Here is a 12510-nt window from a genome sequence, read left to right on the forward strand (position 1 = left end):
GCAGGCCCCGCGTGGCGCCCGTGAAGCAAGCCGCAGCTGACCTCTATTTGAGGGGCAATCGCGCACCGGCCTGCCTGGGCCCGGTTGTTAAGATGCCCGGCTACCCGGAACGCGCCCCGAGCGCCCAGCTTTCCCCATGCAAATCGAAGCCCAAGTCCTCCGCATCCTCGACGAGGTTCTGAGCCTGGACGGCCGCAGCGCCGCCTTTGACCGCAACACCCACCTGCTGGGCGCGATCCCCGAGCTCGATTCCATGGCCGTGGTCTCCCTGCTGACCGCGCTCGAAGAGCAACTGGGCCTGGTGGTCGATGATGACGACATCGATGGCGCCACCTTCGCCACCGTCGGCTCGCTGAGCGACTTCGTCAGCGCCAAGCTGGGCGCCTGAGGCCCTGGCAGGAGTTGCGATCGCCGATGGTTGAAGCCTTCTTTCTCGAAGCGCCCGACGGCGGCCAACGCTACTGCCTGTTCCATTCCAGCACTGCCGCGCCACGCGCGCTGCTGCTCTACATCCCTCCGTTCGCCGAAGAGCTGAACAAGACCCGCCGCATGGCCGCGCTGCAAAGCCGCGCCCTGGCGGAGGCCGGCATCGCCGTGCTGCAGATCGACCTGAAGGGCTGCGGCGACAGCAGCGGTGACTTCGGTGACGCCAGTTGGCAAGCCTGGCTGGACGACATCACCCTCGCTCGCCAATGGCTGCAAGCCCGGCACCCGGGCCTGCCGCTGTGGCTCTGGGGCCTGCGCGCCGGCTGCCTGCTGGCCAGCGCTGCGGCACAGGCACAGCCCGGCGTTGCCGGCCAACTCTGGTGGCAGCCCCCGGCCAGCGGCAAGCTGCTGGCTCAGCAGTGGCTTCGCTTGAAGGCCGCCGGCGAGATGCTGGGCGGCGGCGCAAACGCCGCCAAAGGCGCCATGGACCAGCTGCGCCAGCAGCTCGCGGCCGGCGAGGCCGTCGAGATCGCCGGCTACACCTGCGCAGCCTCGCTGATCCTTGGGCTGGAAGCAGCCACCCTGCAAGCGCCAGGCCCGCAAGCGCTGATTTGGCTGGAGCTGAGCCGCGACGCCGAAGCGCCTGCGCTCACGCCCGTGGCGACAAAGCAGATCGACGCCTGGCGCGCCGCCGGAACGCCGCTCACCGCCGAAGCTGTCAGCGGCCCAGCCTTCTGGGCCACGACCGAGATCGAGGAAGCCCCCCTGCTGTTGCAGGCCACCCGTCGCTTGCTGCTGGAGGCCTTGTCGTGAAGGAGCTCGCACTGCAATGGTCCTGCGCCGGCGAAAGCCAGCTCGGCATCCTGAGTCCGGCAGCGAGCGAGAGCAGCAGCGACCTGGGCGTGCTCATCGTCGTCGGCGGCCCGCAATACCGGGTCGGCAGCCACCGCCAGTTCACGCTGCTGGCGCGCGACATCGCCGCCGCCGGCCATGTCTGCCTGCGCTTCGACGTGCGCGGCATGGGCGACAGCGGCGGCGCGGCACGCAGCTTCGAAGCGCTGGACGATGACCTCCTCACCGCCATCGATGAGCTGCAGCGCCATGCGCCCCAAGTGCGCCGCATCGTGCTCTGGGGCCTGTGCGACGGCGCCTCGGCCGCCCTGCTCTACCTGCAGCGGCGTGGCGACGCACGCGTCGCGGGCCTCGTGCTGGTCAATCCCTGGGTGCGCTCCGTGCTGAGCCAGGCCCGCACCCAGGTCAAGCATTACTACCTGCAGCGTCTGCGCCAGCGAGAGTTCTGGGCCAAGCTGTTCAGCGGTCGCGTGGCCCTGGGCGCCATCGGCGAATTGCTGGGGGCGCTGAAACGTGCCTTCGGCCCGGGCGCCAGGAGTGCTGCCACGGTCGACGCCCATCTGCCCTACCAGGCCCGCATGGCGGCTGCCTGGCAGGCGTTTCCCGGGCGCATCTTGCTGCTGCTGAGCGGTGAGGATTACACGGCCAAGGAATTCCTGGACCACGCGACGCAAGACCCGGCCTGGGCGAATGCGCTACAGCGGCCCGGCCTCGACCGGCAAGATTGCCCAGGAATGGACCACACGTTCTCCGGCCCCGGCGGCAAGGCCCTGGCCGCGAGGCACACTTGCGCCTGGTTGGAGCGGCTGGCTGCCGGCTCCTGACGCGCCCTCGGAGACACCATGCCCCACTCGGATCACCCCATGCCTTCATCCCGCCTGCCCTGGCTGCGCGCGCCGCTGCTGGCCCTGCTGCTGGCCACTCCGCTGCTGGCATCGGCCCAGGAAGGCGTGACGAATCTCTGCGGCCAGTTGGGCAATGCCTATGGCCCTTTCGATTTCCGCTACGACCGGGACAAGCTGCCCATCGTGATTGGTGCTCACTTCACGCCCATGGTCGAGGCCTTGATTCGCGGCACGACGGCGCTGCGCCCGGGCGGCGACATCGACTACACGCTGCGCGCGATTCCCAACCACCCGAACGCCCTGCTGGCCATGGCCAAGCTGGCCGACCGGGAGCGCACCGACCAGCCCTCGGGCTCGCGCTACACGGTCGACTGCTGGTTCGACCGCGCCATCCGCTTCCGCCCTGACGACCACGTCGTGCGCATGCTCTACGCCAACTTCCTGACCGAGAAGAAGCGCCCCGACGAGGCGCTGCGCCAGCTCGAGGTCGTGCGCCTGCAATTGGCCAAGGACAACCCGCTCACCCACTACAACCTGGGCCTGCTCTACTTCGGCCTGCAGTTGCACGACAAGGCCCTGGCCGAAGCCCACCAGGCCCTCGCCCTCGGGTATCCGCGCACCGAACTGCAGGAGAAGCTGCGCGCCGCCGGCCGCTGGAAAGAGCCTGATGCGGCTGCCGAGGCCGCCTCGGCACCGGCCGCTGCGGCAGCATCGGGGCCAGCCAAGCCGTGAGCTCCCAGGCATCTCCGGCCCCTGCCGGCGAGTTGAGCCGGGCCAGCCCTGTCGCAGTCAGCAGCGCACAGGCCCTGAGCCAGCCCGCGCTTCCCAAGCTGCCCTTGCCCAAGGGGCCCGTGTTCGGCTGGGCCGCACTGCGCCATCGGCCCGCGCCCACCCTGCCATCGGTCGAAGACTTGCCGCAGTTGCGCTTCACCACCAGCGGCCGCGCCGCCATCCACCAGGCCCTGCAGTTGCTGAAGCTGCCGGCCGGCAGCGCCGTGCTGCTGCCCACCTACCACTGCCCGACCATGGTCGCGCCGGTGCTGATGCTGGGCCTGCAGCCGACCTACTTCGGCATCGATTCGGAGGGCCTGCCCGAACTCGCCAGCATCACGGCAGCGCAGGCCACCGAGGCCCGCGCCATGCTGGTCTCGCACTACTTTGGCCTGCCGCGCTCGCTCGCGGCCGTGCGCGCCTGGTGCGACGAGCGGGGCATCGCCCTGATCGAAGACTGCGCGCACAGCTACTTCGGCCAGGCCGGCGAGCGCGCCATCGGCCACTGGGGCGACTACGCCACCGCCAGCGTGTCCAAGTTCTTTCCCGTGCCGGAAGCCGGCGTCCTGGCCTCGGCCACCCGGCAGCTGCCGGCGTCCACCCTGCAGCCGCAGAGTTTCAAGGCCCAGCTGAAGGCCTGGGTCGACGTGCTGGAGATCGGCACCCGCCACCGCCGCCTGGCGGGCCTGCAGGCCCTGCTGGCACCGCTGTTCAGGCTCAAATCGGGGCCCGTCTCCACCCGCGTGGCGCCGGCACCCGCCGCCGACACCTCGGCCGACGAACTGATGCAGGGCTGCGACATGGGTCGCATCTCGGCCAAGCCGCTGGCACTGTCGCTGCTGCTGCGCGAGCACCTGCCGCAGGACCGCATCATCGCGCTGCGCCAGCGCAACTTCGCGCTCTACGAGCAATGGCTCGGCGAGCACAACGCCATGCCGGGCCTGGGCAAGAACGGCATTGCCGATTGCGCGCCCTATGTCTATCCGTTCTGGGTCGAGGACGCCGACCGGATCTACCACGCCCTGCGCGAGCAAGGCCTGCCGGTGTTCCGCTGGGACCGCCTCTGGCCCGGCACGCCCGAGCTGCCGCAGGACCAGGGCCGCCGCTGGAGCCGCCATCTGCTGCAGTTGCTGTGCCACCAGGACCTGGGCAGCGACGATGTGCAGCACACGGCCAGGCAGTTGCTGTCCCTGCTGCCTCAGCGCCAGCACCCGTCTCAACAGGAAGTCAGCCCCACATGAAATGGACCCGCACCGCCGCCAGCCAGCTGGCGCAGGACCCGCAGTTGCAGGCCGACTGGGACCGCCTGAACCAGCAACGCGGCGACCTGCCCTTCATGGGCAGTGCCGCGACGCTGGCCGCCCTTGACGTGTTCGGCCAGGGCGCCGAGCAGCTGCTGATCGGCCGCGACGCTCAGGGCAAGGCCCAGGCCATGCTGTTGCTGGAGCCTGCGGGCAGCCTGCGCTGGCAGACCTTCCAGCCCTCGCAGCAGCCGCTGGGCGCCTGGGTGGCCGAAGCCAGCCTCACGCCCGACGCGCTCGCACAAGACCTGCTCGGCTCGGGCCGGCTCGGCTTTGCACTGAGCCTGTCGCTGACCCAGCTCGACCCGCTGTTCGCACCGCGCGCCGAGGATGAGGCCCGCAGCCGCCACGATGGCTACATCGACACGGCCTGGGTCGACATCGCCGGCAGCTTCGACGACTACTGGGCCGCGCGGGGCAAGAACCTGCGCCAGAACATGAAGAAGCAGCGCAACAAGCTGCAGGCCGAGGGCATTGCCGTCGAGATGCGCAGCTTCGAGGCCGAGGCCGACATGGTCGGCGTGATCCAGCGCTACGGCGAAATGGAAGGCCGCAGCTGGAAGGCGCAAAGCGGCACCGCCATCACGCCGGACAACGCACAAGGCCGCTTCTACACACGCTTGCTGTCGGAGGCCGCCGCACGGGGCGAGGCCGTGGTCTACGAGCTGCTGTTCGATGGCAAGACCGTGGCCAGCAACCTCTGCCTGCGCCGGGGCACGACCCTGGTGATGCTGAAGACCACTTACGACGAGGCGCTGCAGAGTTACTCGGCCGCCTTCCTGCTGCACCAGGACATCGTCCAGCAGCTGCTCGAACAGCAGCGCATCCAGCGCCTGGAGTACTACGGCAAGGTGATGGAGTGGCACACGCGCTGGACCGACAACAAGCGCGAGCTCTATCACCTGACTTCGTTCCGCTGGGGCTGGCTGAAGGCCCTGGCAGCGCGGCGCGCCAAGGCGGCTGCGGCGGCTGCGGCAGCCGCTGAAGCCACCAAAGAGGCCGCCAAGGAGGCCGCCAGCGCGCCAGTGGCCAGCACGGCCGCACCTGCAGCGGAGACCAGCGCGCCATGAAATCGGTCCTGATGATTGCCTACCACTTCCCGCCGCTGGCGGGCAGCAGCGGCATCCAGCGCACCCTGCGCTTCGTCCAGCACCTGCCGAATTTCGGCTGGCAGCCGCTGGTGCTCTCGGCCGACCCGCGTGCCTATGAGCGCACCAGCGCCGACCTGGAGGCCGACATCCCGGCCGGCACCGTGGTGCGGCGCGCCTTCGCGCTCGACACCGCCCGCCACCTGTCCATCAAGGGCCGCTACATCGGCGCGATGGCCCGGCCGGACCGCTGGATCAGCTGGCGCTTCGATGCCGTTCGCGTGGGCATGGAGATGATCCGCAAACACAAGCCGGCAGCCATCTGGAGCACCTACCCCATTGCCACGGCCCACCGCATAGGCGCCGAGCTGCAGCGCCGCAGCGGCCTGCCCTGGATCGCCGATTTCCGCGATCCGATGGCGCAGGACAGTTACCCGGCCGACCCCAAGACCTGGCAGTCCTACAAGGACATTGAACGTGAGGCCGTGGCCCGCGCCGCGCTCAGCACCTTCACCACCCCGAGTTGCGTCGAGGAATACCGCCAGCGCTATCCGGCGCGCGCGCAAGACCTGGCCCTGCTGGAGAACGGCTATGACGAAGACAGCTTCGCCCATGCCGGCGAACTGGCCTCGGGTGGCCCGCTGAATCCAGGCGCAATCACGCTGCTGCACAGCGGCATCGTCTACCCGAGCGAGCGCGACCCCACCCAGCTGATGGCGGCGCTCAAACGCCTGCACGACGCCGGCGCCATCACGCCGGCGCGCTTGCAACTGCGCTTTCGCGCGGCGGTGGCCGAAGACCTGCTGCGCCGCCTGGCGAGCGAGCATGGCGTGCTGGACTATGTGCAGATCCTGCCGCCCGTTCCCTATCGCGAAGCGCTGGAAGAGATGCTGCGCGCCGATGGCCTCCTGCTGCTACAGGCCAGCAACTGCAACGCGCAGATCCCGGCCAAGCTCTATGAATACCTGCGCGCCGGCCGCCCAGTGCTGTGCCTCAGCGACCCGGTGGGCGACACCGCCCGCGTGCTGAGGGATTCGGGCATAGACGCCATCGCCCGCCTGGACGACGCGGCCGACATCGCCCGCCTGCTGCAGGCGTTCTGCCATTCGGGAAGCGTGTCACAGCTGCAGACGCTGGCCCGCTCCGATGCGATTGCGGCCGCCTCGCGACGCGGCCGCAGCGAGGCCCTGGCCGGCCTGCTCGAGCGAGTCAGCAGCTTGCCACCCAAGCGATGAGCACCCGCCGCGCCATCGCGTTCTCTTTTCTCGATCGCTACGCCGCATTGGCGCTGTCGATCGCTGCTTCCTACATCCTGTCGCGGCTGATGACACCATCGGAGATCGGGGTCTACTCGGTCACCATGGTCTTCGTCTCGCTGGCCGCCGCCTTCCGCGACCTGGGAGCCGGCCAGTTTCTGCTGCAGAAGCGTGAGCTGGAGCCGCAGCACATCAAGGCCGTCTGGACCATCATGCTGGGCGCCGGTAGCGTGATGGCGGTGCTGATACTGCTGGCCGCCTGGCCGCTGTCGCTCTTCTACAAGGACCCTCGCATCATGCCCATCATGTGGCTGATCGCGCTGGGCTATGTCTTCAACTCCTTCGGCGCAATGAGCTATGCCTGGCTGATGCGCTCGCTGCGCTTCGAGGCCCTGGCCCTGATGCGCTTCAGTGCCACGCTGACGGGCACTGCGGCGACGCTGCTGCTGGCCTGGCGGGACTTCGGACCCATCAGCCTCGCTTGGGGCAGCCTGGTGACCGCACTGACCAATGCCGCCGTGGGCCTGTACTACCGCCCGGACAGCTTCCACTGGCTGCCGACCCGCCAGGGCCTGCGCGAGGTGCTGAGCTTCGGCAGCAAGGTCTCGCTGACCAGCATGGCAGGCACGCTGGGCAACGGCGCTCCGGAGATGGTGCTGGGCAAGCTGCAGGACCTGCATGCCGTAGGCCTGTACTCGCGGGCCAACGGCCTGGTCAGCATGTTTGCTCGCCTGGTGATGGATGCCACCAATGCCGTGGCCCTGCCGCTGTTTGCCCGCACCACGCGGGAGCAGGGCTCCAGCCGCGAGCCCTGGTTGCGCGCGACTGGCTACGTGACGGTGCTCGGCTGGAGCTTTGCCGCAGGCGTCGCCCTGCTCGGTGCACCGCTGGTGCTGCTGCTGCACGGTCCGCAGTGGGGCGAAGCCGTACCACCACTGCGCTGGATGGCCCTCGGCATGGCCGTGGGCCTGCCGGCGGCGCTGTGCCCACAGCTCCTGATCGGTGCAGGACAGGCTGGCCGGGTGTTGCGCCTGACGCTGTTCGCCACCGCCTGCCAGATTCTCTGCACCTCGGTGGGCGCGTTCTTCGGCCTCGAGGAGGCAGCCCTCGGCTTTGCTGCCGCGCAGTTGCTGAGCCTGGTCAGCTGGCTGCGTGGCGCCCGCGAAGTCATTGCCTTCCAGTGGAGCGAACTGGCTGGGCTGCTGCTGCGCAGCGCCTCCTGCGCGGTGCTGGCCGGTGTCGGCCCGCTGCTGATCGTGCTGGTCTACGGCACAGCCCCCGAGCATCCGGTCGCCCCGCTCCTGTGGGCGACGCTGGCCGGTGGAGCGCTGCTGCTCCTGGCCCTGCGCCTGGCCGCCCACCCTCTCTGGAGCGAATGTCAGCGCATGGCAGGCTTCTTGCGGGGCAAGCTGTATGGAAGCCCGCGCTGACGCCCGCCTACCTCGCCGCCTCGGCCTGATCCTGGCCGGCAGCATTGCCGACCCGGTACCCAGCACCCGCATCGCCCTGCTCAACCTGCTGCCCCAGCTGGCCCATGCTGGCTGGGAGGCCGTGCCCCTGCACGAAGGCCAACCCGCCAGCGAGCAACCTCAGCTGAAGCTGCGGGCTGCCGACATCGCCGCCCAGGGCATACGCCTGGTGATCTTTCAGAAGGTCTATGGCCAGAGCGCCGAGGCCCTGGCGCGCGAACTTGGTGCACTGGGCATTCCCTGCCTGTTCATGATCTGCGACCGCGTCGTGCCCAGCATGGCGGAGTCCTGCCCGGCCACGGTCACCGTGACGCCCTATCTGCGCCAGCTCTATCCGGCCGACCTGCAGTCGCGCATTTCCGTCATCCATGACGGCATCGAGCATCCGGAGGTCATCAAGACACGCTGGCATTCGGGGCGCGGCCAGTGGCTGCGGCCGCTGCGCGCCGTACTCGTGACCTCGGCGCGGCTCTACAGCCTGCCGGCTTTGCCGCCGCTGCCGGCCTGGTTGCGCGTCGACGTGATCGGCGACTACCCGCCGTCCAGCCATTTGCTGGAGCGACTCAGCAAGTACCGCCTGCACTGGCAACGCTTTCCGGCCGAGCGTCAGGCCCTGCTGCGCCAGGCGCTGAACCCGCACATTCGAACCCTGGCCTGGGATGCGCAGGGCGTCTACGAGCACCTGTGCGAGGCCGACCTGGCCATCATTCCTATCGACCGCCAACCGCCGCTGGGCAGCATGCCGCCGCCGGGTTGGAGCGTCAAAAGCGAGAACCGGCTGAGCCTCAAGATGTCGGTCGGCCTGCCGGTGATCGCGACGCGCATCCCGTCCTACGAGCCGGTGATCGAGCAAGGCGTCAACGGCTTCCTGGCCGACACGCCGACCGATTGGCTGGCGGCCCTGACCGAACTGCGCGACCCGAGGCGTCGCCGCGAGATCGGTGCGGCGGCGCGGGCCAGCGTTGTGGAGCGCTTTTCCGTCGAAGCCCAGGCCAAGGCCCTGCAGACCTTGCTGGAGCAACTGGACCGGGGCCGTCAGCAGCCATGAGCAGGGCGAGCCAGGCAGACTGCACGGCACCCGAGGTGAGCGTGCTGCTGCTTTGCTACAACCACGCGCGCTTTGTCGACGACTGTCTGCAGAGCGTTGCGACCCAGACGCTGACCGGCTTCGAGCTGATCGTCTGTGACGACGCGTCCACCGACGACTCGGTTGCCCGCATCGAGCTGGGCCTGCAGCGGCTGCAGTTGCAGGCCCGCTTCATCCGACATGCCAGCAACCTGGGCCTGTGCCCGACGCTGGTCGAGCTGATGGGGCTGGCGCGCGGCCGCTACATCGCCATGGTCGCCGCCGACGACCTCTGGGAGCCCGAACGCCTGGCGCAGCAACTCGCACTGCTGCGTCAGCATCCCGAGGCTGCCCTGGTTTACTCGGACGCCCACCAGATCGACGAGGAAGGCCGGCGCCTGCCGCTCAGCGTGATGCAGGCCCACCATGCACCCGAGCCGCCGCCCAGCGGCATGCTGTTCAGCGTGCTCGCCAATGGCAACTTCATTCCTGCCATGGCCACCCTGATACGGCGCGAGGCCATTGACGCCGTCGGCGGCTACGACGCCAGCCTCAGCTACGAGGACTACGACATGTGGCTGCGCCTGGCCGAGCGCTATCCCATCTTGCATCTGCCGGGCCGCCTGGCCAGCTACCGCATCGTCGAGAGCTCGATGGTGCGCACGCTGTTCCGCCGTCCGAACGGCGCGCACTACGAAACCTTGTTCCGCATCTGCGAGCGCTGGCTGAGCCGCGACCTGCTGAGCCCGGAGCAGCGCCAGCGCTGGACCGTCCGACAGGCTGACGCAGCCTATGGGCTCTTCTACGGCGGTCATCCACGCGCCCGTCAAGCACTCTGGACCGTGGCCCGGCGCGATGCCAAACGGCGCTGGCGCTGGCTGCTGATCGCCGGGATGTGTGCGATAGGGCTGCATCGTCCCCGACTTGTGGGGCTGGCCGGGCGGCTGAGGCGTCAGCACAGGGAATAATTCGCCGCAACCCAAGCATTGATCAACACCGCATGAATCAAGTCTCCGCACCGACGGTCAGCGCCACACTTCTGCACGCGGCGGGCCAGCCCCGTTTCGACGCCTCGCTGGGCGACAGCACCCAGGCCTGGCTCACACTGGCCGACGCTGCACCGGCGCAGCTGGCTCAGGTCGGTGGTGGCTTTGCCGTGGCCGTGCGACGCGTCGACGGTGCCATCTGGATGGCGGTGGACCGCTTCGCCGTCGAGACGCTGTGCTGGCGCATCGAGGACGGTGAGCTGCGCATCGCCACCCGCGCCGACGAACTCGGCGCCGGCCAGCTCGAATCCCAGGCCCTGTTCGACTACCTGCACTTCCATGCCATCCCCTCGCCGCACACCGTGTTCAGTGGTGTGCAGCGCCTGCCCGCCGGGCATTCGGCGCTGTTCAAGGACGGCAAGATCGAGGTGACGCCCTACTGGCAGCCAGCCTTCCGGCCGCAGGCCCAGCCCGACTTCGTGGCCCTGAAGGAGGAGTTCCGCCGCCTGGTGCAGCAAGGCGTCAAGCGCAGCCTCGGTGAGCACAAAGCCGCCTGCTTCCTCAGCGGTGGCACCGACAGCTCCACGGTGGCCGGCATGCTGGCACGGCTGGGGGGCAGCAAGCCGGCCAGCTACTCCATCGGATTTGAGGCCGAGGGCTATGACGAGATGGCCTATGCCCGCCTCGCGGCCAAGCATTTCGGCACCGACCATCATGAGTACTACGTGACGCCAGACGATCTGGTGCGCGAGATTCCGCATGTGGCCGCGTCCATTGATCAGCCCTTTGGCAACTCCTCGCTGCTGCCGGCCTATTGCTGCGCCAAGCTGGCCAAGAGCGACGGCGTGACCCGCCTGCTGGCCGGGGACGGCGGCGACGAGTTGTTCGGCGGCAATGCCCGCTACGCCAAGCAGCGCGTGTTCGGCTGGTACCAGAACGTGCCGGGCTTCTTGCGCGCCGGTCTGCTGGAACCGCTGCTCATGCACACGCCGCTCGGCACGCTACCGCTGGCACGCAAGGGCCGCAGCTACATCGAGCAGGCCGGCACGCCAATGCCGGACCGGCTCGACCTCTACAACCTCTTGACCCGCATCGGGCGCGCCGAAGTGCTGACGCCCGAATTCATGGCTCGGGTCGACCAGGCCGAGCCGCTGGGCCTGCAGCGCCAGGTCTGGAGCGCGGTTCCCGAGGCCAGCGAGCTGGACCGCCAGCTCGCCTTCGACTGGCGCTTCACACTGGCCGAGAGCGACTTGCCCAAGGTGCGCCAGGCTTGTGGCCTGGCCGGCGTCGAGGTCGGCTTCCCGCTGCTGGACGACGACCTCCTGGCCTTCTCGCTGCTGCTGCCCGAGGACTACAAGCTCAAGGGCAGCCAGCTTCGCTGGTTCTTCAAGGAAGCGCTGCGTGGCTTCCTGCCGGACGAAATCATCACCAAGAGCAAGCATGGCTTCGGCCTGCCTTTTGGTGTCTGGTGCACCCGCCATGCCGCACTGCGCGAGCTGGCCGAAGGCAGCGTGCAGGCCCTGGTCGGGCGCGGCTGGGTGCGCGCCGAATTCGCCCGTCGCCTGTTCGCCGAGCTGCTGCCAGCCCACCCCGGCTACTACGGCGAGATGGTGTGGATCCTGATGATGCTGGAGCAATGGCTGCAGGCGCACGGGGCCGATGGCAAGCTGGTGCGGCTGAGCTGACGGAGAGCGACGCCCATGCCTGAAGCAGCCCCTGCCGTCGTTCAGCAAAGGCTGGCCGCGTACACCGGCGCCCGCGAAGACATTGCCAGCCTCGTGCCTTGGCAGGCCCTGCACATCCTCGACCTCGGCTGCAGCGACGGCTCACTCGGCCTCGGGCTGAAGCAGCAGCGGCCGGAGCGGCGCGTCTGCGGCATCGAGTATTCGAGCGAGCTGGCCGCCCGGGCCGCCAGCCGGCTGGACGAGGTGCACGAGGCCGACCTGAGCCGGACCGATGCGCTCGAACAACTGAGCCGAAAAGACTTTGATTGCATCATCTGCGCCGATGTGCTTGAGCACCTGCAGCAACCGGAACGCTTGCTGGAGCAACTGCACGGCTTGCTGAGGCCCGGCGGCGTGTTGGTGGTCAGCCTGCCCAACATCCGCCACCTCTCAGCCCTGCGCGCCATCTTCCTGCAGGGCAGCTTTCCGCGCCGCCCGCGCGGCATCTTCGACGACAGCCATTGGCGCTGGTTCACCGTCGGCGACGGCCGCCGTCTGCTGGAGCAGGCCGGATATGCCCTGACCGACAGCAGCTACACGCTCCGCTGGGGCGACCAGGGAGGCGGCCGCGCCAACCGTTTGCTGAACCGCTGGTTCGGCCGCCATGCCGGGAAGATCCCTCCGGTCCGCGAGTTCCTGAGCTACCAGTTCGCCATGCGGGCCAGGTCTACCCGAAGCGCAGAGTCACCTATTGACACACCACTTGGGGGGTGACACAGGTTTGAA

General features: G+C 68.9%; 12 protein-coding genes. All 12 read left to right on the top strand.

The window, feature by feature from the left end; translation table 11 throughout:
* Nucleotides 1-136 precede the first annotated feature (136 nt).
* From J7U46_RS01340 to J7U46_RS01395, 12 genes are read left to right on the top strand one after another with little or no spacing between them, the layout of a single operon-like run.
* Nucleotides 137-388, top strand: coding sequence for a phosphopantetheine-binding protein (locus J7U46_RS01340; RefSeq protein WP_282823013.1), 252 nt, complete (start codon nt 137-139; stop codon nt 386-388).
* 26 nt (nt 389-414) lie between these two features.
* Nucleotides 415-1239, top strand: coding sequence for a hydrolase 2, exosortase A system-associated (locus J7U46_RS01345; protein WP_282823014.1), 825 nt, complete (start codon nt 415-417; stop codon nt 1237-1239).
* Nucleotides 1236-2102 (top strand): hydrolase 1, exosortase A system-associated, encoded by an 867-nt coding sequence (locus tag J7U46_RS01350; RefSeq protein WP_282823015.1) that lies wholly within the window; start codon nt 1236-1238, stop codon nt 2100-2102. Before J7U46_RS01345 ends, J7U46_RS01350 begins: the two co-directional genes overlap by 4 nt.
* Before the next feature lie 39 nt (nt 2103-2141).
* Nucleotides 2142-2855, top strand: a complete 714-nt coding sequence (locus J7U46_RS01355; RefSeq protein ID WP_282823016.1) for an ABC transporter permease — start codon at nt 2142-2144, stop codon at nt 2853-2855.
* Nucleotides 2852-4135, top strand: coding sequence for a DegT/DnrJ/EryC1/StrS family aminotransferase (locus tag J7U46_RS01360; protein WP_282823017.1), 1284 nt, complete (start codon nt 2852-2854; stop codon nt 4133-4135). The genes J7U46_RS01355 and J7U46_RS01360 overlap by 4 nt, the downstream gene beginning before the upstream one ends.
* Entirely contained in the window at nt 4132-5265 is a 1134-nt protein-coding gene (locus J7U46_RS01365; protein WP_282823018.1) for a GNAT family N-acetyltransferase, read from the top strand. The genes J7U46_RS01360 and J7U46_RS01365 overlap by 4 nt, the downstream gene beginning before the upstream one ends.
* A complete protein-coding gene (locus J7U46_RS01370) occupies nt 5262-6518 on the top strand; it encodes a glycosyltransferase (protein WP_282823019.1) in 1257 nt (418 codons plus the stop codon). Before J7U46_RS01365 ends, J7U46_RS01370 begins: the two co-directional genes overlap by 4 nt.
* Entirely contained in the window at nt 6515-7969 is a 1455-nt protein-coding gene (locus J7U46_RS01375) for a lipopolysaccharide biosynthesis protein (RefSeq protein WP_282823020.1), read from the top strand. Before J7U46_RS01370 ends, J7U46_RS01375 begins: the two co-directional genes overlap by 4 nt.
* A complete protein-coding gene (locus J7U46_RS01380; RefSeq protein WP_282823021.1) occupies nt 7953-9056 on the top strand; it encodes a glycosyltransferase in 1104 nt (367 codons plus the stop codon). Before J7U46_RS01375 ends, J7U46_RS01380 begins: the two co-directional genes overlap by 17 nt.
* Nucleotides 9053-10042, top strand: coding sequence for a glycosyltransferase (locus J7U46_RS01385; protein ID WP_282823022.1), 990 nt, complete (start codon nt 9053-9055; stop codon nt 10040-10042). The genes J7U46_RS01380 and J7U46_RS01385 overlap by 4 nt, the downstream gene beginning before the upstream one ends.
* Before the next feature lie 32 nt (nt 10043-10074).
* Nucleotides 10075-11745, top strand: a complete 1671-nt coding sequence (locus J7U46_RS01390; protein WP_282823023.1) for an asparagine synthase C-terminal domain-containing protein — start codon at nt 10075-10077, stop codon at nt 11743-11745.
* 15 nt (nt 11746-11760) lie between these two features.
* The gene (locus J7U46_RS01395) at nt 11761-12498 is read left to right on the top strand and encodes a class I SAM-dependent methyltransferase (RefSeq protein ID WP_282823024.1); all 738 of its coding nucleotides are present in this window, start codon (nt 11761-11763) and stop codon (nt 12496-12498) included.
* Nucleotides 12499-12510 lie beyond the last annotated feature (12 nt).

The sequence above is a fragment of the Pelomonas sp. V22 genome (assembly GCF_030014915.1).
Taxonomy (GTDB): domain Bacteria; phylum Pseudomonadota; class Gammaproteobacteria; order Burkholderiales; family Burkholderiaceae_C; genus JAUASW01.

Excerpts from the sequence above, each read along its gene's own strand:
- J7U46_RS01370 (WP_282823019.1), top strand. The coding sequence starts at position 5,262 with ATGAAATCGGTCCTGATGATTGCCTACCACTTCCCGCCGCTGGCGGGC.
- J7U46_RS01390 (WP_282823023.1), top strand. The coding sequence starts at position 10,075 with ATGAATCAAGTCTCCGCACCGACGGTCAGCGCCACACTTCTGCACGCG.
- J7U46_RS01345 (WP_282823014.1), top strand. The coding sequence starts at position 415 with ATGGTTGAAGCCTTCTTTCTCGAAGCGCCCGACGGCGGCCAACGCTAC.
- J7U46_RS01375 (WP_282823020.1), top strand. The coding sequence starts at position 6,515 with ATGAGCACCCGCCGCGCCATCGCGTTCTCTTTTCTCGATCGCTACGCC.
- J7U46_RS01365 (WP_282823018.1), top strand. The coding sequence starts at position 4,132 with ATGAAATGGACCCGCACCGCCGCCAGCCAGCTGGCGCAGGACCCGCAG.
- J7U46_RS01355 (WP_282823016.1), top strand. The coding sequence starts at position 2,142 with ATGCCTTCATCCCGCCTGCCCTGGCTGCGCGCGCCGCTGCTGGCCCTG.
- J7U46_RS01395 (WP_282823024.1), top strand. The coding sequence starts at position 11,761 with ATGCCTGAAGCAGCCCCTGCCGTCGTTCAGCAAAGGCTGGCCGCGTAC.
- J7U46_RS01380 (WP_282823021.1), top strand. The coding sequence starts at position 7,953 with ATGGAAGCCCGCGCTGACGCCCGCCTACCTCGCCGCCTCGGCCTGATC.
- J7U46_RS01385 (WP_282823022.1), top strand. The coding sequence starts at position 9,053 with ATGAGCAGGGCGAGCCAGGCAGACTGCACGGCACCCGAGGTGAGCGTG.
- J7U46_RS01340 (WP_282823013.1), top strand. The coding sequence starts at position 137 with ATGCAAATCGAAGCCCAAGTCCTCCGCATCCTCGACGAGGTTCTGAGC.